This is a genomic window from Lysobacter gummosus (assembly GCF_001442805.1).
Lineage (GTDB): Bacteria > Pseudomonadota > Gammaproteobacteria > Xanthomonadales > Xanthomonadaceae > Lysobacter > Lysobacter gummosus.
Genome location: NZ_CP011131.1, coordinates 4,529,276 through 4,553,724, shown reverse-complemented (window position 1 = coordinate 4,553,724; position 24,449 = coordinate 4,529,276). Strand labels below are relative to the sequence as shown.

At 63.7% G+C, this 24,449-nt stretch carries 21 protein-coding genes; 14 read left to right on the top strand and 7 right to left on the bottom strand.

All coding sequences use genetic code 11. From position 1 onward, the window contains the following. The first annotated feature begins 1 nt into the window (after position 1). The 10 genes from LG3211_RS18430 to LG3211_RS18385 all read left to right on the top strand — a co-directional run bounded on the left by LG3211_RS18430 (position 2) and on the right by LG3211_RS18385 (position 9,962). Entirely contained in the window at positions 2-895 is an 894-nt protein-coding gene (locus LG3211_RS18430; protein ID WP_057944102.1) for a glycosyltransferase family 2 protein, read from the top strand. Positions 896-957: 62 nt separating this feature from the next. After that, positions 958-1,587 (top strand): class I SAM-dependent methyltransferase, encoded by a 630-nt coding sequence (locus tag LG3211_RS18425; RefSeq protein WP_057944101.1) that lies wholly within the window; start codon positions 958-960, stop codon positions 1,585-1,587. A 55-nt stretch (positions 1,588-1,642) separates the two neighbouring features. Next, positions 1,643-2,437 carry a hypothetical protein gene (locus LG3211_RS18420; RefSeq protein ID WP_148649007.1) on the top strand — a complete coding sequence of 265 codons (795 nt, stop codon included), beginning with the start codon at positions 1,643-1,645 and terminating at the stop codon, positions 2,435-2,437. Continuing rightward, on the top strand, positions 2,434-3,606 hold the full coding sequence (locus LG3211_RS18415) for a glycosyltransferase (protein ID WP_057944099.1): 1,173 nt from the start codon (positions 2,434-2,436) through the stop codon (positions 3,604-3,606). Before LG3211_RS18420 ends, LG3211_RS18415 begins: the two co-directional genes overlap by 4 nt. A 149-nt stretch (positions 3,607-3,755) precedes the next feature. Continuing rightward, on the top strand, positions 3,756-5,156 hold the full coding sequence (locus LG3211_RS18410; protein WP_057945581.1) for a UbiA family prenyltransferase: 1,401 nt from the start codon (positions 3,756-3,758) through the stop codon (positions 5,154-5,156). Next, the gene (locus LG3211_RS18405; protein ID WP_057944098.1) at positions 5,153-6,451 is read left to right on the top strand and encodes an FAD-binding oxidoreductase; all 1,299 of its coding nucleotides are present in this window, start codon (positions 5,153-5,155) and stop codon (positions 6,449-6,451) included. Before LG3211_RS18410 ends, LG3211_RS18405 begins: the two co-directional genes overlap by 4 nt. 2 nt (positions 6,452-6,453) lie before the next feature. Next, the gene (locus tag LG3211_RS18400; RefSeq protein ID WP_057944097.1) at positions 6,454-7,185 is read left to right on the top strand and encodes an SDR family oxidoreductase; all 732 of its coding nucleotides are present in this window, start codon (positions 6,454-6,456) and stop codon (positions 7,183-7,185) included. A gap of 11 nt (positions 7,186-7,196) precedes the next feature. After that, positions 7,197-8,150: an NAD-dependent epimerase/dehydratase family protein gene (locus LG3211_RS18395; RefSeq protein ID WP_057944096.1), complete on the top strand. Its 954-nt coding sequence runs from the start codon at positions 7,197-7,199 to the stop codon at positions 8,148-8,150. A 68-nt stretch (positions 8,151-8,218) separates the two neighbouring features. Beyond that, positions 8,219-9,526, top strand: coding sequence for an NAD(P)/FAD-dependent oxidoreductase (locus tag LG3211_RS18390; protein ID WP_057944095.1), 1,308 nt, complete (start codon positions 8,219-8,221; stop codon positions 9,524-9,526). A gap of 28 nt (positions 9,527-9,554) precedes the next feature. Next, positions 9,555-9,962: a GtrA family protein gene (locus tag LG3211_RS18385; protein WP_057944094.1), complete on the top strand. Its 408-nt coding sequence runs from the start codon at positions 9,555-9,557 to the stop codon at positions 9,960-9,962. 57 nt (positions 9,963-10,019) lie between these two features. Here LG3211_RS18385 and LG3211_RS18380 read toward each other — a convergent pair whose 3' ends face one another. The 7 genes from LG3211_RS18380 to LG3211_RS18350 form a co-directional block, all read right to left on the bottom strand. Continuing rightward, a complete protein-coding gene (locus LG3211_RS18380; protein WP_148649006.1) occupies positions 10,020-11,912 on the bottom strand; it encodes a hypothetical protein in 1,893 nt (630 codons plus the stop codon). 202 nt (positions 11,913-12,114) lie between these two features. Further along, positions 12,115-14,007, bottom strand: coding sequence for a hypothetical protein (locus tag LG3211_RS18375; RefSeq protein WP_148649005.1), 1,893 nt, complete (start codon positions 14,005-14,007; stop codon positions 12,115-12,117). Positions 14,008-14,098: 91 nt separating this feature from the next. Beyond that, positions 14,099-15,994: a hypothetical protein gene (locus LG3211_RS18370; protein ID WP_148649004.1), complete on the bottom strand. Its 1,896-nt coding sequence runs from the start codon at positions 15,992-15,994 to the stop codon at positions 14,099-14,101. 124 nt (positions 15,995-16,118) lie between these two features. After that, positions 16,119-16,532 (bottom strand): pilin, encoded by a 414-nt coding sequence (locus LG3211_RS18365; RefSeq protein ID WP_057944090.1) that lies wholly within the window; start codon positions 16,530-16,532, stop codon positions 16,119-16,121. A 366-nt stretch (positions 16,533-16,898) separates the two neighbouring features. After that, complete coding sequence (locus LG3211_RS18360) at positions 16,899-17,330, bottom strand: pilin (protein WP_057944089.1); 432 nt, start codon at positions 17,328-17,330, stop codon at positions 16,899-16,901. A gap of 708 nt (positions 17,331-18,038) precedes the next feature. Further along, complete coding sequence (locus LG3211_RS18355) at positions 18,039-19,448, bottom strand: sigma-54-dependent transcriptional regulator (protein ID WP_057944088.1); 1,410 nt, start codon at positions 19,446-19,448, stop codon at positions 18,039-18,041. Between the two features lie 97 nt (positions 19,449-19,545). Beyond that, the gene (locus LG3211_RS18350) at positions 19,546-21,171 is read right to left on the bottom strand and encodes a sensor histidine kinase (protein ID WP_235113844.1); all 1,626 of its coding nucleotides are present in this window, start codon (positions 21,169-21,171) and stop codon (positions 19,546-19,548) included. Positions 21,172-21,573: 402 nt separating this feature from the next. On the opposite strand from LG3211_RS18350, the gene sucC reads away from it, so the two are divergent. From sucC to LG3211_RS18330, 4 genes are all read left to right on the top strand, one after another. Continuing rightward, on the top strand, positions 21,574-22,740 hold the full coding sequence (gene sucC, locus LG3211_RS18345) for an ADP-forming succinate--CoA ligase subunit beta (protein ID WP_057944087.1): 1,167 nt from the start codon (positions 21,574-21,576) through the stop codon (positions 22,738-22,740). 12 nt (positions 22,741-22,752) lie between these two features. Continuing rightward, positions 22,753-23,628 carry a succinate--CoA ligase subunit alpha gene (sucD, locus tag LG3211_RS18340; RefSeq protein ID WP_057944086.1) on the top strand — a complete coding sequence of 292 codons (876 nt, stop codon included), beginning with the start codon at positions 22,753-22,755 and terminating at the stop codon, positions 23,626-23,628. Between the two features lie 154 nt (positions 23,629-23,782). Further along, entirely contained in the window at positions 23,783-24,067 is a 285-nt protein-coding gene (locus LG3211_RS18335) for a CopG family ribbon-helix-helix protein (protein ID WP_057944085.1), read from the top strand. 1 nt (position 24,068) lies between these two features. Further along, entirely contained in the window at positions 24,069-24,365 is a 297-nt protein-coding gene (locus tag LG3211_RS18330) for a type II toxin-antitoxin system RelE/ParE family toxin (protein ID WP_057944084.1), read from the top strand. The last annotated feature ends 84 nt before the right edge of the window (positions 24,366-24,449 follow it).

Genomic DNA, 24,449 nt, shown 5'->3' with positions numbered 1-24,449 from the left:
CATGCATATATCTATCGTTTTACCGGCCAAGAACGAGTCGGAGGGGCTGCAGCGCACGCTGCCGGCACTGCGCCAGGCGTTTCCGGCCGCCGAGGTCATCGTGGTGGACGACGGTTCCACCGACGACACCGCCGCCGTCGCCGCCCAGCTGGGGGCCAGGGTCCTGTCCTCGCCGTACTCGATGGGCAACGGCGCGGCCATCAAGCGCGGCGCCCGCGCGGCCAGCGGCGAGGTCATCGTATTCATGGACGCCGACGGCCAACATGATCCGAACCACATTTCGCTGCTGTTGGAGCGCCTCCAGCAGGGCTACGACATGGTCGTGGGTGCCCGCAGCTCGGGCGGCCAGGCCAGCGTCGGCCGCGGCCTGGCCAACGCGCTGTACAACCGCCTGGCCAGCTGGATGACCGGACACAAGGTGCTCGACCTCACCTCCGGCTTCCGGGCGGTGCGGGCGAGCAAGTTCCGCGAGTTCCTGCATCTGCTGCCCAACGGGTTCAGTTATCCGACAACCAGCACGATGGCGTTCTTTCGCAGCGCCTATCCGGTTACCTATGTGCCGATCGAGGTTGCGCGGCGCGTCGGCACGCAAAGCCACATCCGGCCTCTGCGCGATGGCGTTCGTTTTCTGCTGATCATCTTCAAGATCGCCACGCTTTATTCGCCCTTGAAGTTGTTCGCGCCGACGGCGATCGCCTTCGCCTTGCTGGGCCTGGGCCACTACGCCTGGACCTTCGCGACCCAGGGTCGGTTTACCAATATGAGTGCGTTGATGCTCAGCGCCTCGGTCATCGTTTTCCTGATCGGGCTGGTGTCGGAGCAGATTACCGGCCTGACCTATCTGCACGGACGAGACGCGGGAGTCGATCCCGACGAGAAGCCCGAATGGCGTTAGCAGGGACCGGCGGCGGACTGCGTAGCCGTTTTCGCGGCTACTCAGGTGCTCGTCCCGACGTCGTGCGACTGCTTCCGCCGCAGAGCAAGAGGGTGCTGGACGTGGGCTGCGGCGCCGGCATGAGCGCGGCGCTGATCCGTGAGCGCTGCCCGCAAGTACGCGTGATCGGGGTCGAGCCCTCGCCCGAACTGGCCGCGCATGCGCGCGAGAACCTGGACGAAATACTGCAAGGGCGGATCGACGATCCCGAAACGATTCGCGCCCTGGCCGCGCAGGAACCCTTCGACGCGATCATCTGCGCCGATGTGCTTGAGCACTTGGCCGAGCCGTTGCCCGTGCTGCAGGCACTGACCGAGCGCCTGGCCATTGGTGGATGCGTGATCACGAGCATTCCCAACGTTCGCCATCTTTCGACCTTCCTCGCGCTGGGATTGCTGGGCACCTGGCCGGCGCGCGATCGCGGCATCCACGATCGGACCCATCTGCGGTTCTTCGCGCGCGGCGACATCATCCGCCTCGGCCGCGCGGCCGGGCTGGAGCCGCGCGGCGAACGCCGGAATGTGCGTCTGATCGAATCCAAGGCCTGGAGTCTGGTGCCGGCCAAGTGCCTGGATTTCTGGCCGTTCCGCGGATTCGTGACGTTCCAGTATTTGCACCGCTGGGTGCGGGCCGACCACGATCGTGGCGACTGATTCGGGCAAGTTCTGGCGCCTGGGCCTGGGGTATGCGCTGGCGATAGCGGCGCTGGTGTTCGCGGCCCGCTATCTGGGCGTGCAGGGGCCGCAGTTTCTGAAAGCGATCGCCGCCATCGACCCAGCTCGCTTGTTGCTGGCGTTCGTGCTGTTCGCGTTGTCCCTGGTTTTCAACGCGGCCGCGTTCGCATCGGCCAACCGGGCCTTCGGCGTCGGTGTGATTGGCCCGCGGCTGAGCGCGGTATGGCTGGCGACTTTGCTCGCCAAATACGTGCCGGTCGGTATCGGCCATGTTCTCGGTCGCGGACTGATGCTGTCCGGGTTCGGCGTTTCGTCGCGAACGACGATGATCGTCGGCGTGTTGGAACAGGGGTTCTCGTTGTCGATCTGCGCTGCGATCGCGCTGGCCGCGTCCGCGTTGATCTATCGGCCGGACGGCGCCTTGTGGGTTGGCGCGGCCGCGCTTTTGACCGTCGTCGTTCTGATCGCGGCGGCCGTGCTGACCGGCAAGCGCAGCACCGTGAAGGTCGTGCCGTTGGCTGCGTCGTTACTCGGTTATGCCCTGGCGATGCTGCCTTATGCGGGTGCCTATCTGGTGCTGGTCGAACCCGCCGACACCCTGGCTTTCGTCCAGGCGCTGTTCGCCGGCACGGTTGCCGGGGTGCTTGCGATTCTGGTGCCGGGCGGCCTGGGCGTGCGCGAATCGGTGATCGCCTCGATGTCCGGCGCGGTCCAGGCGAGCACCGTGTTGGCCGGTGTGGTCGCCGCCCGGGCTCTGATCCTGGCCAGCGAATGCGCCGGCACCTTGGCCGGACATGCCTGGCTGCGTCGTAGCGGAGCAGGGCGATGATCGCGCAGACCCTGGTCGTCGCCGGACTGCGCGCATCCGGATCGGGTTATCCCAACGCCGAGCAGACTCTGAAACTGCTGCAGGCGCACGAGGTGGCGCGTATTCGCGATCTCGGCCGGGAATTGCCGCCGCATCTGCATTTGTGGACGCTGCGGCATCTTTCGCCCTTGAAGCAATTGCGTGCGCTGGCAGGCCTGGGCTTGGGCAATCTGTGCAGTCTGTTGCGAGTGTTGTGGGTCGCGCGCGGCGGCGAAAGCGTTCCGGTCTACGTGCCTTATCCCAGCGTCTTCTTCATGTGGCTGGCGTCGTGGCTGCCGCGCGGCATCCGCCCTTATTGCATCGTCGATGCGTACATCTCGATATGGGACTCGATGTTCCGCGATCGCGATCGCGATCGCAGCGGCGGCGGCTCCGCGGCCTCGCGATGGATCAAGCGTTTCGAAGCCCGCGCCTTGCGCGCCGCGTCCATGGTCCTGGTCGATACCGAGGCCAACCGGCTCAGCATGATCGACGACTTCGACCTGCAACCGCAGCGAGTGCGATCCTTGCCCCTGGCGATCGACGAAGCGCCGTTTCTGGCCGTGCCGTCCGGCGTGGAAGACTCGCATGAGCCCTTGCGTGTCCTGTTCGTGGGTACGCTGATTCCATTGCACGGCGTGCCGACGATCCTGTCGGCGATACAGCGGTTGTTGAGCGATGAGCGGCACGCCGGGCGTTTCCACTTCCGGTTCATCGGCGACGGACAACTGGGGCCGGCGTTGAGCGAGTTCATCGCCGGACACGATGCCACTCAGGTGAGCTGGGTGCGTCAATGGCAATCGCTGGAGGCGCTGGCGTCGGAGATCGCCGGTGCCGATATCTGTCTGGGCGTATTCGGCGGCGAAGGCAAGGCCGCGCGGGTGTTGCCGTTCAAGCTCTACATGTATCTGGCCGCCGGGCGGGCCATCGTCAGCCAGGGCAAGATGTCCCTGCCGCACGCGGTTCCGGCTCCGCCGCTGTTGGCGGTCGAGACCGCCGATGCGAACGATCTGGCACGGGCCTTGGCGTCGCTCGCCGAGGATTCCCGTCGCAGGTATTCTCTTGCCAGACAGGCGCGTGGTTATTTCACCGAGCATCTGGCGGGGGCGCGGGTGGTTTCCGCATGGCGTTCGATCCTGCAGCGGGAGTAACCCATGTCCGGCGGCCGATCTGGCTTTGATCTTATTTCGACAGGCACGGTCGCGGCGATCGCGCTTGTTCGCGTTCGACCCATCTCAACCCTGCAGGGCAGCGAGCGGTGACGGAACATACGCCTCAAACCGAGCGCAGCACCGTCGCCCTGTGTGTCGATCTCGACGGCACCTTGCTGAAATCCGATCTGCTGTACGAGTCGGTGCTGGCCTTGTTCAGCAGGCGACCGCTGCTGCTGCTCCTGCTGCCGTTCTGGCTGCTGCGGGGAAAAGCCGCGCTGAAGCATGAGATCGCCTCGCGAGTCGAGCTGGACGTCGCCACCTTGCCGTACGACGAACGCGTGGTGGACGCATTGCGCGAGACCCAGGCACGGCCGCGCGTGCTGTGTACCGCGAGCCACACGAAGTTCGCGCAACAAGTCGCGACCCATCTGGGCGTGTTCGATCTGGTGTTGGCCAGCGACGACGGTGTCAATCTGTCGGGCGCGAACAAAGCGCAGGCACTCGCCGAGCGTTTCGGTGAGCGCGGCTTCGACTACATGGGCAACGCCGCCATCGATCTGCCGGTGTGGGCGCGGGCGCGCAATGCCTGGGTCGTCAATGGTTCGCCGGGCCTGGCCGCGCGCGCGGCGCAGGTCGTCGATGTCGCCGGCCAACTGCCTGCGCAGGGCGGCGGGTTCAAGACCTGGATCAAGGCGCTACGCATCCACCAGTGGTTGAAGAACCTCCTGGTGTTCCTGCCGTTGCTGGCTTCGCACCGGTTCTTCGATGTCGAGGCCGTGATCGTCTCGGTGCTCGCCTTCATCGCTTTCAATCTGAGCGCTTCGGGCGTCTACGTCCTCAACGATCTGCTCGACTTGCCCGCCGACCGGCAGCATCCACGCAAGCGGTTGCGGCCGTTCGCCGCCGGGCGCCTGCCGTTGCTGCACGGTCTGTTCGTGGCGCCGCTGTTGGCGCTAGCTGGTTTCGCCTTGGCGCTCATCGCCAACCCCTGGTTCGCCCTGGTGCTGATGGGGTACTACGCGACGACCCTGGCCTATTCGCTGCGACTCAAGCGCATCGTCATGGTCGATGTGATCGTGTTGGCGAGCTTGTACACCTTGCGCATCATCGGCGGCGCGGTCGCGATCGGCGCCACGCTTTCGTTCTGGCTGCTCGCGTTCTCGATGTTCATCTTCCTCAGTCTGGCGATGCTCAAGCGCTACACCGAGTTGTCGGCGATTCTCGGCAACGGCCAGCGCAAGGTCAGCGGCCGTGGTTATGCGGTCGAGGATCTGCCGCTGATCCAATCCCTGGGCAGCAGCGCCGGCTATCTGGCCGTGCTGGTGTTCGCGCTCTACATCAATAGCCCGGAAAGCCTGGCGCTGTACGCGCGTCCGCAGGTGCTATGGCTGATCTGCCCGTTGCTGCTGTACTGGATCAGCCATCTGTGGATGACCTCCCATCGCGGCGGCATGGACGACGATCCGGTGGTGTTCGCGGCCACCGATCGCGCCAGCCAGATCGTGATCGTCTTTTGCGGATTGCTGGCCCTGGGCGCCATCGGATGACCCGGCCGGGCCAATCCTGGGGGCGTTATCCGCAGGCACGCCAGCGGATCGTGCCGCTGACCGATCGCCGCCAGCCATTGCCGCAGGTCGATGGCAGCGTTCTGCCCTACGGCAACGGCCGCAGTTACGGCGACAGTTGCCTCAACCCGGACGGCACCTTGCTGCACCTGCGCGGTCTCGATCGTTTCATCGCGTTCGATTCCGCCAGCGGCGTGTTGCGCTGCGAGGCCGGGGTGACCCTGGCGGACATCATCGCCATCGCCTTGCCGCAGGGCTGGTTCCTGCCGGTGACGCCGGGCACCCGTTACGTCACCGTGGGTGGCGCGATCGCCAACGACGTGCACGGCAAAAACCATCACGGCTCGGGCAATTTCGGCCATCACCTGCGCTGCTTCGAATTGCTGCGCAGCGACGGCAGCCGCCAGGTGTGCGCGCCCGGCGAGGATTTGTTCGCGGCCAGCGTCGGTGGGCTGGGGTTGACCGGCGCGATCGTCTGGGCGGAATTGCAATTGCGGCGCGTGCCCGGTCCGTGGATGGAGGTCGAGTCGATCCGCTTCGGCCAGCTCGACGATTTTTTCGCTCTGTCGGCGCAATCGGCGCACAGCCACGAATACACCGTCGCCTGGATCGACTGCATGGCTCGCGGCCGCTCCCTAGGGCGCGGCCATTTCCTGCGCGCCGATCATGCGCCCGGCGACGCCGGCCGGCATGTGCCCGCGTCGGCGACGCCTATGGCGATGCCGTTCACACCGCCCATGTCGCTGGTCAACCGGCTCAGCCTGCGTCCGCTCAACGCCTTGTACTACCACCGCCAGCGGGCGCCGCGCCGACGCGACAGTGTTCATTACGCGAACTACTTCTATCCGCTCGACGGCATCGGCGACTGGAACCGCATGTACGGCCCGCGCGGTTTCTTCCAGCACCAATGCGTGCTGCCGCCAGCGAACGCGCGCGACGGCATCGCCGCGATGCTCGGTGAAATCTCGCGCGACGGCGGCGGTTCGTTCTTGGCGGTGCTGAAAGAATTCGGCGAGATTCCCTCGCTCGGCCTGCTTTCGTTTCCTCGTCCCGGCACGACGCTGGCATTGGATTTTCCTAATGGCGGCCCGGCGACCTTCGCGCTGCTCGATCGCCTCGACGCCATCGTCGCCGAGGCCGGCGGCGCGGTGTATCCGGCCAAGGATGCGCGCATGTCCGGCCGTCTGTTCCGTAGCGCATACCCGCAATGGCCGCGCTTTCAGGCCCATATCGATCCGAAGTTCTCGTCCGGTTTTTGGCGCCGGGTGATGGAGTGAGCATGTACCGAGTCCTGATCATCGGCGCCACATCGGCCATCGCCGAGGCCACCGCCCGTGTTTACGCCGCTCGCGGCGCCGCGCTGTATCTGGTCGGTCGCGACCTGGACCGGCTGAGCGCGATCGCCGCCGACCTGGGCGTACGCGGCGCCGGCAAGACCGCGGTGAGCGCGTTCGACGTCAACGCTTACGAGCGGCATCAGGACGTGCTCGACGCGGCCTGGGCCGAGTTCGGCCAGATCGATCTGGTTCTGATCGCGCACGGTACCTTGCCCGACCAGGCGGCTTGCGAGGCGTCGGCGGAACTGGCGCTGCGCGAGTTTTCCACCAATGGCTTGTCCACCATCGCGTTGGCCACGGCGATCGCTCCGCGGCTCAAGTCCGGTTCCACGCTGGCGGCGATCTCGTCCGTCGCCGGCGATCGCGGCCGTGCCAGCAACTATCTTTACGGCAGCGCCAAAGCCGCGGTCAGCACCTTTTTCAGCGGCCTGCGCCAACGTCTCAACGCCGACGGGATCAATGTGCTGACGATCAAGCCGGGCTTCGTCGATACGCCGATGACCCGGTCGTTCAAGAAAGGCGCGTTGTGGGCCACGCCCGACCGGATAGCGCGCGGCATCGTCGATGCGATCGACAAGCGCCGCGGCGTGGCCTACCTGCCATGGTTCTGGTGGGGAATCATGCAGGCGATCAAGAACATCCCCGAATTCGTCTTTCGCCGTATCAAGCTGTAAGCCGGATTTCGATGAACGACAAGCACGCCAAGATCGTACTGACCGGCGCCGCCGGACTGGTCGGCCAGAATTTGATCGTCGAGTTGAAGGCACAGGGCTATACCCGGCTGGTCGCGATTGACAAGCACGCCTACAACCTAGACATCCTCAAGTCGCTGCATCCCGATGTCGAAGCCATTCACGCGGATCTGGCGGACCCTGCCGAAACGGCGAAGTGGGAACCGGCCCTGCGCGACGCGCGTTGCCTGATCCAGCTGCATGCGCAGATCACCGGCAAGCACGGCGAGTTGTTCATCCGCAACAACATCGACGCCACCCGCGTCGTCCTGGAGGCGTGCAAGCGCCAGCGGATGCCGTATCTGGTGCACATAAGCTCGTCGGTGGTGAATTCGGTCGCCAACGACGATTACACCAATACGAAGAAGCAGCAGGAGGCCATGGTCGTGCACAGCGGCCTGCGCCACTGCGTGCTGCGTCCGACTCTGATGTTCGGCTGGTTCGATCCCAAGCACCTGGGCTGGCTGTCGCGCTTCATGGCGCGCACGCCGGTATTCCCGATCCCGGGCGACGGCAAGTTCATGCGCCAGCCGCTGTACGAGCGCGACTTCTGCCGCTGCATCGTCAAGTGCATCGAGCGCGAACCGCAAGGCGCGATCTACGACATCGTCGGCGACACTCGCATTACCTATGTCGACATCATCAAGACCATCAAGGCGGCCAAGGGCTTGCGCACCTGGATCGTGCATATCCCCATCGCCTGGTTCGCTTTTCTGCTGCGGACCTATGCCGTGTTCAGTCGCAAGCCGCCGTTTACCGTGGATCAGCTCAAAGCCTTGTCGGCCGGCGACGACTTCAAGGGCGTGGACACTCAGGCGGTGTTCGGAGTCGCCCAGCATGCCTTCGAGGACGCGGTGCGCGAGAGCTACTGCGATCCGACCTATTCTAAGATCGTTCTCAAGCGCTGAAGCTTCCAGGCCCTTCGGTTCGCACCCGAGGGCCGATCACTCTAACTCCCCGAATACGCCGAGCCTCAATGACCACTGCACCGAAACGTTTCGCGATCGTCGGCTCCGGCCCGATGGGATTGATGGCGGCCATGGAACTTCTCAAGCAGGGTCACCAGGTCGATATCTACGAACGCGACGATCGCATCGGCGGCATGTCGGCCAGCTTTAATTTCGATGGCCTCAAGATCGAACGCTACTATCACTTCATCTGCAAGACCGACCACGCTCTGTTCGAGTTGCTGGATTCGCTTGGTTTGTCGGACCGGCTGAAGTGGACCGACACCAAGATGGGCTATTACTACGACGGCAAGTTGTACAAGTGGGGTACGCCCTTCGCGTTGCTGGCGTTCCCCAAGCTTGGCCTCATCAGCAAGTTTCGTTACGCCCTGCATGTAATGGTGACCAAGGGCATCAAGGACTGGACAGCGCTGGATCGGGTCAACGCTACCGCATGGCTGCGCCGCTGGCTGGGCGAGCGGGGTTACGACGTGCTTTGGCGCCGCACCTTCCATCTCAAATTCTTCGAATACACCGACAATCTTTCGGCCTCGTGGATCGGCACGCGGATCAAACGCATCGCCCTGTCCCGGCGCAGTCTGCTGAGCGAGAGCCTGGGTTATATCGAAGGTGGCTCGGAGACCGTGCTGGAAGCGATGGAGCGCTTCATCCTCGAGCACGGCGGCAGGATCCATCTCAAGCAAGGCATCGATCAAGTCAACGTCGATCAAGGCCGGGTCACCGGCGTGCGCGTAGCCGGCGAGGACCGCGCCTGCGACGCCGTGCTATCAACCGCTCCGATCCAGTACGTGCCGGGCATGGTCCCGGCGCTGCCGCGCGAATTCGCCGATCGCATACGCCGGATCGAGAACATCCCGGTGGCTTGCGTCATCCTCAAGTTGCGCCATGCGCTAAGCGCGAACTTCTGGATGAACATCAGCGATCCGGAGATCGAAATCCCAGGCGTCATCGAGTACTCCAACCTCAATCCCGGCACGGGCGAGGGCGAGCACATCCTGTACGCGCCGTTCTATATGCCCAAGACCCATCCCAAGTGGTCCCGCAGCAACGAACAGTTGATCGACGAGGTCGTCGGCTATCTGTCGAAGATCAATCCCGCGTTCGGCCCCGACTGGATTGTCGCCCGTCATTGCCATCGCTACGACTTCGCCCAGACCATTTGCCCGCCGGGCTTCCAGGCCATGCTGCCGGCGATGAAGACGCCGGTGCCAGGTTTTTACATGGCCGATACTTCGTATTACTACCCCGAGGATCGATCGATCAACGAGAGCATAGCGGTTGGACGCACACTCGCCGCCGTCGCCGCCGCCGATTAATCGCACCCCTTCGGATGAGGTAAGTACCTTGATTTCGCGCCGCTTCATTCTTTTCGTTCTGGCGGGCGGGGCCGCGGCCGTGGTCAATTTCGGCTCGCGGATCGCGCTGAGTACGTGGATGGACTATGTCCCTGCCATCACGCTCGCCTATTGCCTGGGTATGGCGACGGCCTTCGTCCTCAACAAGATTTTCGTTTTCCAGGCCGACGGCGCGGCGCGGCTACATCGCCAGATCGGCTGGTTCGTCGCGGTCAACCTTGCCGCGGTACTGCAGACGATCGCGATCAGTTTGCTACTGGTTCGCGTGGTGCTGCCGGCGATCGGAGTTCACGCTCACGCAGAAACGATCGCGCACGCCATCGGCATCGCTGTTCCCGTCGTTACGAGCTACTTCGGGCACAAATACCTTTCTTTCGCGCCGGGCAGGAGCGAATAAGCCGGCGTTGGCGGCGTGCGCGAAGGCCTAGGCCGTTCCTCGGGTGTTGCAGGTCGGCTAGGGCGTCGGCGCAGGATCATGAGGCGACACCGGAGACGATGTTACCGCCGGTTCGCTGTAGCGCAGCCGGTAGTCTTGCTCGAACCCGGCATGCCCAAGCCAGGATTCGCCGCGCAAACGCAGCCGGGCTACGCGTTCGCTTTTGTCGGTGGCCAGCCAGTCCCAGAGCGACTGTGTGTTTTCGATAAGCGGCGACAGCAGGAATCCCGCCCGCGCCGCACCCGGAACGATGCGATAGCTGCGTTGCGTTCCATCGCCGAGCTCCAGATCGATATACAAGCGAGGCGATCGGTGCAGCGCCCCGGCGGCCCGGCCCCAGGCGGTGGGCTCGATGTCGATGCTCAAAGCGAGCGCTTGACCGGGCCTGGAAGGAACCACGACGAACTCATCGAGGCGGCCTTGCGCTTCTCCCAGCGGCTTCGCGGTCGCTCGGGCACTGGCATTGCGCTGCATGAGCAGCAGGCCGCGCTCGCTCAAACGCGGACGGTAGGTCTGGATGACCTGCAGCATCGCCAACGGGTCCTCGCTCATCGGCAGGCGACCGTCGATGGCCCTGAGGTCCAACATGACCCACTGCGGGCCGCGCGATGAAACGATGAAATCGCGATTCATCGCCGCCAGCTCGGGCGTATAAGCCGAATAGCCTTGGAAGATCGGACGCGGCCGGTAATTGAGTTGGTTGAGGAAAAGGACGCCCTGTCCGACGGAGATGATGTCTATCGGGTCGCGGCCGACCAGTTGCCTGGTTTGAGGCATCGACGCGTCGGCTCTCAGCTCGCGCGTGTTGCGGCTGAGATATTCGGTCCGCGGAGCGAACAAAACCAGATCGAGTGCGCGTTGTATCGACGTGTCGACGGCAGGGGCGCCTATGGCCAGGAAGAGCTTCTGGTCCGGGCGAATGGATGGCAACGCGAAGGCGCCGGCTGCGCAGGCAACGGCGGCGGCCGTTGTGAATCGCCGCAAGCCATTGCTATGAACGAAAATCCCGAGCAGTACCAGGACGGTTGCGGCGGTAGGGAAAAAGATAAACAGGTGGACAGTATCGACTCTCGTGAATGCTGCCTTGAAAGATAGACCCACGGTCGCGGCCGCGAGCATGAAGAACGCAATGCGCTGGGGCCAGCCTAAGCGCGAACGTGCGAAAGCCAATGCCAACACGGCCAACGCCAGCGCCAACGTCACGAACCCGATCGTATCGGTCCACTCGGGGCCTGGGCGTTGCATCGCATGGCTATAGCCGATCGCTACCTGGAAGCTTCTTTCCAGGTGTGTAGGGAGGTCGGCCAAGTCGTGGCCGGTAAGCCACCACAACATCAGTGCGGTGATCGCGCTAGAGCCGACCGATAGCAAACCGGTGCGCACGTACCTGGTCATCGCGATAGGGGCGCTGATCAACCAGGCGATCCACAATGGGAAAAGGCTGAACTTGATTAGCCAAGGGATGGCGCACGCGGCTCCGGCCGCGATGGCTATCCAGGCGGAGTGTCGGAAAGCGCCTTCATGCGCTCGCCACATGGCGATCAAGGCGATCGGATAGATCGTCAGCCAGAGCACGTCGCCGGCCCAGACCGTACCGAACCAAACCACGATCAGCAACAAGGCCAAGCGTGATGAGGGGGCAAGGGCCGAGCATGCAATCGCAAACAACATTGCATAAAGCGCCGAAAAAGCTACTTGGCCGCAAGCGGCGACCAGCAGCATCGATGGCGTGTAGCTGAATTGAGGGCTCAACAACCCCAGGGGGCCGTAAGTGAAAACGATGTCCTGGCCCCAGCGCGCACCGTGCTCGGCGCCCCAAGTGACGACAGACGCCCAGGATGGGTCTATGTCGTAGCCTGCGGAACCCCGGCTGAAATGGAACCCAAGCAGGAACACCAGCAACGTACTCACAAACAGCGCCAAGCCGGACCAAGTTATCTTGGATGGTGGGCGCTGGGTTCGTGCTTTGCCTTCGCCTAAGGGAGCTTGCATCTCAGTAACCAACATTGATGATTTCGATGATCCTGACGCGCCGAGTGTCTGTGATGGCAAGGAGCGAGAGCTCAGATTCGCCGTCGGTCAAATTCATGGGTTCAAGATTCGACATAATGGTTTATGGATGCGCTGAAATCATCTTACGAGCCGGCTCCAATGCAGCCTGCCCGGCCCTGTCTTTAGCCGAGGTTTCTTGGTTCAACCGCCACAACAGACGCGCTGCTTCATCGCGTAATCCGTTATGCGCCAGAGCCTGAACGAGCAGTGCGCCCACCTCGGATGGCACGCCAGGCTGCCAGGCATGCCGCAGTTCGGTTAGTGCGTCGGACCAGTGGCCTATACGTCCATAGATGATTGCCGCTGCATAGTGCAGTTGCCATTTTGGGCCGACATTGTCCGCCTGACCGCTGGCCTTGTTGGCGATGGCGGCGATGGTCGCTGCGATGCGCTGTTCGGACTGTTTGCCGCAACGATGGTCGCGACTGACCTGCATCAACAGGCCGACGGTCTGGGTTTCGGCGAGGGTCAATCTATCTCTTGCATCGCGAATCGCTTGATCCAACCAAGCGGGATCCGGAGGGTTGCCCGATAGGCAGCGGATCGAAGTCATATCCAGATACGCAAGGAGACGGGTGCGCGGGTTGTTCGAGTTGGCCATCGGCGAAATCAGCGCAAATGCCTGTTCATAGCGCTTGCGATTGATGGCTTCGATCATCTTGGCTTGCACGGCACGAAGCGAGTGCGGATGGTTGCGCACCGACTGATCGACGATGGCTTCCTTGCTGCGCCAAATATTTGCCTGTTGCCAGGTGATCGAGGCTAAGGCTGCGGCGCACAGTGCGAACGCAGTCAGCGCACCGTATCGAAGGCGCGAGTCATTCCGGAGCTTTTCGGGAAGCAGGGAAATCAAGCCTGCAATCATCAGCAGAAGTCCGACCGATGGCAGATAGTTGCGGTGTTCGAAATACAATTCCAGCGGCAAGATCGTCGATTCGACCCCATGAGCCACCAGGAAGAAGAACCAGCCGGCGAACAAATGCGGCGCGCGGCGCCGCAGGACGATGACAATCACGCTGATCGCCACGAGGGCCAACAGTGCCACCATTGTGCTGGGCGGCGACAGCAAGCCGGTGGAAATGGCGAAATCGTCGTTAAAGACACTCATGTTTTCGCCTCTGGGAAATATCAACATTCCCAGATACGAAAACAGCGCGCGTGCTTGCGACAACAGCCGTTGCGGCATATCGAATTCGAGAATTCGGTAGCCGCCCAACAAAATGGAGGGCCGGATGACGGCGACCAGTCCGGCCAACAGAACCGGCAGGATCAGTGTCGTCGCATAGAACCAGGCCAGCGTCCGCTTCGACGCCTCATCGCGCTTGAAGTACGCCAGCTCCAGCACCAGGCACAGCGCGGAAGCGACGGCTGCGTTTTCCTTGCTAAGCAGACCCAGCAGCCACAATGCGGGGAACGCCGCGAACAACCAGATGCGAGCCTTGAGTAGCTGTGAGGAGATCAGTGCCGACCGGCCCCTGAGATAGGCCAGCAGTGCGAGCAGCACGAATAACGTGCTCAGTTGGGCCATGCGTTGCACGGCGTAAAGCACGGTGCTGACATGCAGTGGATGCAGTAACCACAGCGCTGTCAGCAAGCCCGCCGACACTGCGACAGTGTCGGGCGAACGATGGTCGGCAGCCAGAAGTTTCTGCAGAAGGCGAAAGATCAGGACGGAGCAGATCAGGTGGGTCGCCAGATTGCCGGCTTTGTAGTCCAAAGGCGTGGCGCCGCCGATGGCCGCGCTGAGCATGAAGCTCGCCATGGATACCGGCCGTCCGAGTACTCCCGAGACGTTGCCGAACATCACCTCGCTCCAATCGAGCCGTCCGGCCGCCCAGAGCCTTACCGGCATCAGATTGAACGTGTCGTCGAATAGGTACGGTCCATCCAGGCCGACAGAGTAAATCAGCATCGCCGCGAGGATCGCGGCGGATACTATCCATCTGGCTTTCATCGGATTTTGCCTGCTACGCGCATGCCGCGTGCGGCGACATCCCGCCGATATCCGCCGTGGTACCTACGACCGCTTGTTGCCGAACGGTTGTTCATTCCTGCTCGAGCAGTGACCGGGTCTTGGCGAGCTCGGCCTGGCCCTGCTTGTCGTAGGGCTTCATCCTTTTCTCCAGCACTGCAAGCAACTGCTGCGCTTCGGCCTTCATTTTGCGGCCTGCGTAGATCTGCGAGAGCAGCGTGCCTACCGGAAGATCTGCGCTGGCTTTCCAGGCCAGTTCTGCTTGCGTCTGTGCTTCAGCGGCTCGGCCGGCACGGAGCAATGTCTCTGCCGCCAGGAAACGGGTCAGCCATTTTGCGCGCGATTTGTCGGGTTGGGCGGACGCGCGGTCGAGCATGGTGATGATGCCGTCCGCTATTGCGGAGTCGGTCAATTGGCTGCAGCCGCGTTCCCTGCTGAATCGCGTAAGCAATCGCAAGGCAGGCACTTCAGCCATGCTCAGGCTCGGGCGGGCTTTGGCCACCGCGTTCTGGAAGTCCATCGGAGTTACCGTCTTGCCGGTCATGCAGTCCAGTGTTACCCAGCTGATGCGTCCGACCACTTGATTGCGCAGATTGCTTCCTCCGAGTAGATCGGCGAAGGCGTCATAGGCTCCTTGAGGATTGGCCTGCTGCTGGAGCGACATGGTTGCGCGTTCTAACTGCGCTCGCATCGAGCCCGGGTGATGCTTGAGGCCTTGTTCGAGCATTGTGTCCGACGCCGCCCAGACGTTGGCGCGGCCGGCGGTCGCGAACGCGAACGAAAGGGCGAAGCCGCCGACGATCAGCGCGCCCAGTTGCTTGGGGCTGAAGATATTGAGCGGCAGATCTTCTGGCAGCAGCGCGGTTAGGCCCACCAGTGCCAAGATCAGGCCGAGAGCCGGCAGGTAGTTACGATGTTCGAAATACAGCTCCAAGGGAATGATGCTCGACTCGACGCCGTGAGCGGCGAGGAAGAAGAACCAGCCGACGAAGACGCTAGGCGCGCGCTTACGTAGCTTGATGGCGAGGGCGCTGATCAGTGCAAGCGCAAGGATCGATACGGCGGTCGTGACGGGGGCGAACAGCCCTCGCGACGGGACGAAGTCGTCGGTGTACAGGCCCATCAACGGCGTGCGCGGAATGATGACCGTGACGATGTAGTCCATCAGCGCCCGCGACTGAGTCATCAACCTTTCGATCAGGGTGAAGTCGCGTTCGGAGTAACTGACCAACAATTTGCTCGGGGCGAGCAGGAGCACTCCCAGCACGGCCAGCGCGGGCAATATAAGAAAAACCGCGAAGAACGCCTGCCTGACCCGTTTATGTCCGGTGCGCGCGAGAAAGTACCCCAGCTCCACCACCAGGCACAGCGCCGGAGCGACGGCGGCGTTCTCTTTGCTCATCAGTCCGGCCAGCACGAACAGGGGGAACAGTACGAACAGGGCAGGAAGCGCCGTAGTCAACTTATCCTTGATGAGTTGTTGCCGCGCAGCGAGATAAGTCCACAGTGAAAGCAGGACGAACAACGTGCTCAACTGCGCCATGCGCTGCACCGAGTAGAGCACGGTGCTCGTGTTGATCGGGTGCAGTAGCCACAAAGCGATGACTACGCTGGCAAGCATGTCGGCGCGCATGGACAGACGGGGGTCTTCGGCGAGGAAGCGACGAATGACCTGCCAACCGACGAAGCCGCAAAGCAAGTGGACGATCAGGTTGCCGAGCTTGTACGCGTACGGGGTGTGCCCGCCGAACTGTGCGCTGAGCAGGAAGCTGGCCATCGAGATCGGCCGACCCAGGAGTCCGGACTGGTTACCGAACACGATCGACTGCCAAGTCGCCTCGCCGTTGAGCCAGCTTTGTATTGGCGCCAGGTTGGGCTGGTCGTCGAATATGAAGGGGCCGGACAAGCCGGCCCAATAGACGAACACGGTGAGCGCCATTGCGGCCAGCAGTACTAAACGAGCGGGCATAGTCCGTTCCAAAAAATGAACTCGCGCAGACTATACGGAGCGCAAGGCGTTCTGCCGAGTGCAGCCCGGGCGTGGAGTGACTTGTTGCTCGTTTTCTTCCTGGGCGATGGTAAGTAAACGACTCTCAGCGGCACTCTGCGGGCACAAGCGTCAGATTGGTGCCGCTGGCCACGCTGCAATCCCATTCCAGGCGTCCGCTTTCCAATGAGGGGCGCAGGGTAAACGTTACCGGCGTGCTGGCGCCAGGAGACGATACGGCGGTGATCACTCCAGAGGCGCCGACATCGACGCTGGCGCAATAACTGGAAGCGGCGAAGCTGTAGCCGGTGTTGGTCGCGGTAACCATATCGATTCCGCCTCGGTCTTGTGCGGTTTCGGAAACTGCGATCTTTGCCCCTGCCGCCACATTGAGGCATTCGGCATTTTTGGTGCGGGTTACGTAATCGAGGTAGGCCGGTAATGCGATGGAGATGAGGATGCCGAGGATTGCGATGACAATCATCAGTTCGATCAAGGTAAAACCCTTCTGCGGTTTCATTGCGGTATCCCCCTGGATATTTGGCTGCGACCCGCGCCGGCCGTCGTCGATCCTTCGGCAGTGCTTTTGCACTGCGCGCGATAACTAAAGAGGTAAGCACGGCTCGTGCCAACTTTTCCTGTTGTTGGTCGCTGCAGGAGGAAAAACGGCTATTCGTGGCTTTTTGATGCCGTACGGATTGAATCTGGCGACGAACGGTTCGTACGGTCGCGATGCGCAGGCAATCACAGTGGGATTCGGTCGATCGAAATTGTTGGAATCTATGGGCTAAATGGGACCGGAAAAACGGTTCTTATTTAGAAACGCCAAAACAAAAGGCCCCGGCTTGCGCCGGGGCCTTTATTGAAGCAGGTAGTAATCAGTCGATTACGGACGGCATTCAGCCGGAACCTGCGACATCTTGGTGCCGGCCGGGACCGAGCAATCCCATTCGATGCGGCCAGCGGCCTGGGTCGGCTTCAGGGTGAACGCGACAGAAGCGCCGCCGGTGCCGCCAACGCCGCCGAGGGTGGTCGCGATGATCACGCCGGTACCGGCAGTGATGGCGACGGTGGAGCAGTAGCTGCTGGCGATGAAGCTGTAGCCGGTGTTGGTCGCGGTGATCGCGCCGAGCGAGCCACGGTCCTGAGCGGTTTCCGACACGGCCAGCTTGGCGGCGGCGGCGACGTTGAGGCACTCAACGTTCTTGGTGCGGATCGTGTAGTCCTGGTACGCCGGCAGAGCGATGGCGATCAGGATGCCCAGGATCGCGATGACGATCATCAGTTCGATGAGGGTAAAGCCTTGCTGCTTCTTCATGGTGTATCCCCTAGGAGTGATTGAGTTGCTTCACGTGCCAACAGGTCCGGTGTTCGATCCTTCGGCAGCCGTGCGTGCCGCACGTGCATGTAAGGCTACGCACATCCCATGCCAACTCCCCGGTACGCGGCGGCGTGGATAGAAACTGATAGCCCAGTCACGTATCGACGCGCAGGGGCTTGGATGGGGTGACGCACAGGGTCACTCGGCGCGTGGGTTCGGTGACCAAATGCGTCAGGTTGAATGTGAGGGGTGAGAAATTGCGATTTTCGTCACATCGCCCTGCGTGCGGACATTTTTGCAGTGCGTCACAAAGTGAGTTGTTCGATCGGTCTGTGCATCTGCGCTTGCCTCGGAGGAAGCGTTTGTGACCAAAGCGTTGCGATTTGCCACTGAATAAGTGGAGTGATGCGCGAGTGGGCATCTCTAAAGATGTCAGTGCGCATCCGCGCCGGGCCGGCGCGTTCGATCGGTCACTTAGCGCTGCGTTCGCCGAGCCGTTAGCCCGCTCGCGATCGACGCGACCTTACATCGTGATTCTGGCTACAAGAGTTCGGCGGTAACTCGCAGCACTATCGGCTTCGGCGATTTGACGCAGCCCGCAGCCCGACAGGCGCGGCCTGAATCAGGCGCGCCGTGCGTGTATGGAGTTCGAATCAGCGATTAGCGCGGCGATGGCGCTGCGACGGCCTCGACAGGCCGCCGCGATCAGTCAATCCCAAGCTTCTTGAGCTTATACCGCAGCGCACGAAAGGTAATCCCCAGCGCCGCCGCGGTGCGGGTCTTGTTGTAGCGGTTTTCCTGCAGCGCCTGCTGGATCGCGGCGCGTTCTATTTCCTCGATGTACGAGGGCAGGGCGCTGGTCGCGGTGTCGCGCGGGTTGAGCGTGCGCGGGTCGACGGCGCCGGCTTGCTGTGGCGGGTTGCCGTTCTGGGCGACGTTGGCCGGCAGCGGCGGCGGCTGCGTGGACAGGCGCGGCAGGCGCAGGTCGGTGGCGCTGAGCACTTCGCCTTCGGCCAGGGCCAGGGCGCGTTCGAGGATGTTTTCCAGCTCGCGCACGTTGCCGGGGAAGCCGTACGCACGCAGCGCGTCGAGGGCGTCGTCGCCCAGGCGCGGGACCGGACGGCCCTGGTTGCCGGCGAGGCGGTGCAGGATCTTGCCGGCCAGGCCGGGCAGGTCGTCGAGGCGCTCGCGCAGCGGCGGCACGCGCAGCTCGATGACGTTGATGCGGTAATAAAGGTCTTGGCGGAAGCGGCCGTCGGCCACCAGCGCGGCGAGGTCCTTGTGGGTCGCCGACAGAATGCGCACGTCGACCACCAGTTCGGCTTGCGCGCCGACCGGGCGGATCGATTTTTCCTGGATCGCGCGCAGCAGCTTGACCTGCATCGGCAACGGCAGCTCGGCGACTTCGTCGAGGAACAAGGTGCCGCCGTCGGCGGCCTGGAACAGGCCGGGCTTGTCGGCGTGGGCGCCGGTGAAGCTGCCTTTCTTATGGCCGAAGAATTCGCTTTCCATCAGCTCGGCCGGAATCGCGCCGCAGTTGACCGGCACGAACGGGCCGTCGGCGCGGCCGCCTTCGGAGTGGATGGTGCGCGCGACCAGTTCCTTGCCCACGCCGGACTCGCCGGCGATGTACACCGGCGCCTGGCTGCGCGCGACCTTGCCGATGGTCTGGCGCAGTTTGATCATCGCCGGCGATTCGCCGTACAGGCGCGAGCCCACGGCCTCGCTGGCGCTGCGGCGGGTGTCGTTGAGTTCCAGCGCGTGCCGCACCAGATCGCGCAGCACCGCCAGATCGACCGGCTTGGCGACGAAATCGAAGGCGCCGGCCTTGAGCGCATCGACCGCGGCTTCGACGTTGCCGAAGGCGGTGATCATCGCCACCGGGGTGTTCGGGTACTTCTGGCTGATCTCGGCGACCAGATCCATGCCCGAGCCGTCCGGCAGGCGCATGTCGGTCAGGCACAAGTCGTAACTGTTGCGCAGCAGCTGGCTGCGAGCCTCGCCGAGGCCCGACGCGGTGTCGCAACGCAGGCCCATCCGGCCCAAGGTCATGACCAGCAGCTCGCGAATATCGCGCTCGTCATCGACTACCAATGCACTACGGGTTTCAGCCATTACGCCCTCCACCGCCCACGATAGCTTAACGAACCTGTCGCGGCCAAGACGCTTGTGGCACAGATTCTGCTTATGACGTCGATTGCGATGCCGTCGTTCAGGGCGAGGACAACGCGCTTGCGCCGGCCAGACGGATGCGGAAACAGCCGCCGCCGCCGGGAACCGGCACGTAATCCAGCGCCGCTTGGTTGGCCCGGCACAGCTCGCGCGCGATATACAGACCCAGACCGGTGCCGTGGCTGGAGGTGGTGAAGAACGGGCGGAACAGGCGTTCGGCGACGGAATCGGGAATGCCCGGGCCGCGATCGAGCACATCGATCGCCGGCAGACCGACTTCGTCGAAATACACATGCACGGTCACGCGCGCCGGCTCGCCGGGGATGCGGCCGTAGGTCAGCGCGTTGTGCACCAGCACGGTCAGGGCCTGATGCAGTTGGCGCGGATCGACCAGCGCCGAGGCCTGGCTGTGCGAGCCGGTCGCGCGCAGCGTGTCTTGTTCGATCGGATGGCTGACGCGGTATTCGTCCACGAACTGGCGCACGAAGCCCATCAGCTCCACATGCTCGGGCTTGGCCGGCTCGCGCCGTGCCATGCCGAGCACGTTCTCGACGATGCCGTTCATGCGCGAGCCCTGCTGGCGCACGATTTCCAGCAGGCGCCGGTCGGAGATGGCGATGTCGCGCGACTCTTCCAGCAACTGCACCGCATAGTTGATCGCCGCGAGCGGATTGCGGATCTCGTGGGCGAGGCTGGCGGAAAAGCGGCCGAGCGCGGCCAGGGTGATCGATTCGGCGCGGCGCGAGACCAGCGAGGTGTCGTCGAGGAAGATCAGGGTCTGGTCGCTGCCGGCGAGCAGACGGGTGAAGCGCGGCACCACTTCGGGCAGGTCCGGCGCGAGTTGCAGCGGACTTTCGTCGGGGCGGCCTTCGACCCGCCAGCGGCTCAGGCGGCGCGCGAGCTCGGGCGAGGCGATGGCGAGGATGCGGTGGCCGTGGCGGGTGCCGTCGTACTCGCCGCTGTCGCCGAGCAGCAGCATCGCCGCCTCGTTGGCCAGGCGCAGGCGGCCTTCGCCGTCGACCAGCAGCACGCCGGTGCGCATGCGGCGGATGATCAGCTCGTTGATCTCGGCGTAGTTGGCGGCCTCGGCGCCGCGGCGCTCGGCCAGTTCCTGGCTCTCGCGCATCTGCCGGCCGAGCATGTTGGTCAGCAGCGCGATCGACAGATAGCCCAGCGCGAACATGATCGGCTCGGCGATGGTGCGGCCGGTGCTTTCGTTGCCCAGCTCGGTCCACAGCCATTCGCCGATCAGCCCCAGGCAGGCCACGATGGCCGCGCCGATGCCGTAGCGCGCGCGCAGCAGCAAGGCCGCGGCGCCGACGTTGAACATCAGCATCAGCGCGATCCCGGTGCCAGCGCCGGGCAGGGCGTGGATGGCCAGGATGCCGAAGAACAGGTCGCAGGCGATGCCGGCCAGGACCTGGCTGCGCAGGTCGCCACGGCGGCTGAACACGAACAGCAAGGTGGCGATGAACAGATAAGACAGCGACAGCGAGCGCGCGAACAGATCGTGGCGCGGCGCGCCGATCAGGTTGTCGACCGGCCCGAACAGGAAGAACACCAGCAACGCGGCTTCGAGCAGGCGGTAGAGGGTGAAGAAATACAGTTCGCGGCGCAGCGCGAGGTCCGCATCGGCTGGACTGACGGGAGCGAGACCTGGCGGCAAACGGGTTTCCATACGCGGGCGGGGTATCGGTCAGTATAGGGCGGCTGACCGCTCCGAACCGGCGTGACCGCTGCCCGGACGCATTCGCGACGTGCGTCGGCCCGATCCCGGGCCGTCCCGCGGGGCCGGTGCGACCTTGCCGGATCGGGCCTGAGGCCATCCGCGGCCTGCCGGCAGACGGCGGCCGCGGGCCGCGCCGGCCCTGCCGGACCCGGGCCGGAGGCGGCCGGCGCTGGCATCGGCGGTCACAAAGCCGGTACAGGCTGGGTCCTGCGGCCGGGCCGGCTGCGATCGGGTTTTGCTCGGCCCGCCGCGATCGGCGACAATGCGGCCCCCTCGCGCGTCCGCCGGCTCTTGGCCGGGGTACATGCGCGGGACGTCTTTCACTCCCCTCGGTGACGCATGAATTTCCACGAATATCAGGCAAAGCAGCTGTTTGCCGACTACGGCATCGCAGTGCCGGCCGGGCGCGTTGCGCGCACTCCCGATGAAGCGGTCGCGGCCGCCAAGGCCATTCCGGGCGATCTTTGGGTGGTCAAGGCCCAGATCCACGCCGGTGGCCGCGGCAAGGCCGGCGGCGTCAAGCTGGCGAAGAACTTCGACGAAGTGAAGCAGTACGCCAAGGCCATGCTGGGCACCAAGATGGAGACCTACCAGTCGGCCGGCGTGGCACTGCCGATCGATACGGTGCTGATCTCCGAAGGCACCGACATCGCCAAGGAACTGTATCTGTCGGTGTTGGTGGATCGCTCGACCCAGTCGGTCACCTTCATCGCTTCGGCCGAAGGCGGCGTGGAAATCGAGAAGGTCGCCGAGGAAACTCCGGACGCGATCAAGACCGTGCACGTCAACTACGTGCAGGGCCTGCAGGCCTACCAGTGCCGTGAGCTCGCTTTCGACCTGGGCCTCAATGCCAAGCAGGCCGGCCAGCTGACCACGATCATGCTGGGCCTGTACAAGCTGTTCAACGAGAAGGACCTGGCGCTGGTCGAACTCAACCCGCTGGCGATCCTCACCAACGGCAACCTGGCCGTGCTCGACGGCAAGGTCAACAGCGACGACAACGCCACGTTCCGTCACAAGGACCTGGCCGCGATGCGCGATATCCGCCAGGAAGACGAGACCGAGGTGCTGGCCAGCCAGCACGACCTCAACTACGTCACCATGGACGGCAACATCGGTTGCATGGTCAACGGCGCCGGCCTGGCGATGGCGACCATGGACGTCATCCAGCTGGAAGGCGGCTCGCCGGCCAACTTCCTCGACGTCGGCGGCGGCGCCACCAAGGAGCGCGTGACCGAGGCGTTCAAGCTCATCCTGAGCTCGGACAAGGTCAAGGCGATCTTCGTCAACATCTTCGGCGGCATCGTCCGCTGCGACATGATCGCCGAGGGCATCATCGCCGCGGTCAAGGAAGTCGACGTCAAGGTGCCGGTGATCGTGCGCCTGGAAGGCACCAACGTGGAAGCCGGCAAGGAACTGCTGAAGAATTCGGGTCTGGCCATTACCCCGGCCGACAACATCAACGACGGCGCTAAGAAGGCGGTTGCTGCCGTCGCTGGCAAGTAAGGGGCTGATGACATGTCCGTTTTGATCAATAAGAACACCAAGGTGATCGTGCAGGGCTTCACCGGCTCGCAGGGCACCTTCCACGCCGAACAGATGCTCGAGTACGGCACCAAGGTCGTCGGCGGCGTGACTCCGGGCAAGGGCGGCACCCAGCACCTGGGCCTGCCGGTCTTCAACACCGTGCGCGACGCGGTCGATGAAACCGGCGCCGACGCATCGGTGATCTACGTGCCGCCGCCGTTCGCGGCCGACGCGATCCTGGAAGCCGCCGCGGCCGGCATCAAGGTCATCGTGTGCATCACCGAAGGCATCCCGGTGCTGGACATGCTGCGGGTGAAGAACACCCTCAACGGCTTTGAGGACGTGGTCCTGGTCGGTCCGAACTGCCCCGGCGTCATCACCCCGGGCGAGTGCAAGATCGGCATCATGCCGGGCCACATCCACAAGCCGGGCAAGATCGGCATCGTTTCGCGTTCGGGCACGCTGACCTATGAAGCGGTCAAGCAGACCACCGACGTGGGCCTGGGCCAATCGACCTGCATCGGCATCGGCGGCGATCCGATCAACGGCACCAACTTCATCGACGCGCTGAAGTGGTTCCAGGACGATCCGCAGACCGAAGGCATCATCATGGTCGGCGAGATCGGCGGTTCGGCCGAGGAAGAAGCGGCCGAGTTCATCAGCCAGTACGTGACCAAGCCGGTCGTCGGCTTCATCGCAGGCGCCTCGGCGCCGAAGGGCAAGCGCATGGGCCACGCCGGCGCGATCGCCTCCGGCGGCTCGGGCACGGCCGAAGGCAAGTTCGCGGCGATGGAGAAGGCCGGCGTCACCACGGTGAAGTCGCCGGGCGATCTGGGCGCGGCGATTGCCAAGCGGTTGGCTAAGTAAGGCCTCCCCAGCGGGATCGATCCGCTGCATTGAGCCGACGAAGAAGCCGCCCTCGGGCGGCTTTTTCGTTTGCGCCACCGCCGGGCGGCGGCATGGATGCATGTAGCACAGATGTGCTACATTGCGCGACAACGCACCGATAGCCGAGGACGCCATGTCCACTACCACGATCCGGCTGACCGAAGAACTCAAGGTCCGCATCGCCCGCGCCGCCGAGCGCGCCGGAACCACGCCGCACGGTTTCATACTCGAAGCCATCGCCGAGAAGACCGAAGCGCAGGAACGTCGCGACGAGATGCGCGATCTGGCCGAGCAGCGTTATGCGCAGATTCTCGCCAGCGGCCAAGTCATCGCCTGGTCCGACATGCGCAGCTACCTGCAAGCCCGCGCCGCGGGACGATCCGCGCCCGCGCCGAAGCCGGGAAAGCCGGGTCGTTGAGATGGCGAAGGTCGAGTTCGCCCCGGAACTGCTCGAAGATATCGACCGGATCATCGACCATCTGGCTGCGCACGAGGTCGCGCAGGCCGGGGCGCGCATCGAGGGTATCGTCAATGCCTTCGATGCGCTCGCCGACAATCCGTTGATCGGCCGGCCCGCGGTGTCGGACTTGCGCGAACTGATCATAGGTCGCGACACGCAGGGCTATGTGGCGCTGTACCGCTATGCCGAAGCGATCGATACGGTGTTCGTGCTGGCGATCCGCGCTCAGAAGGAAGCCGGCTACACACGGCTTTAGTCCATTCGACTGAATTTTAGTATCGCCATCCGATTTCGAAACCGTTCGCTCCTAAACTTCGTTCGCGCCCCATCCTTTTCCGCG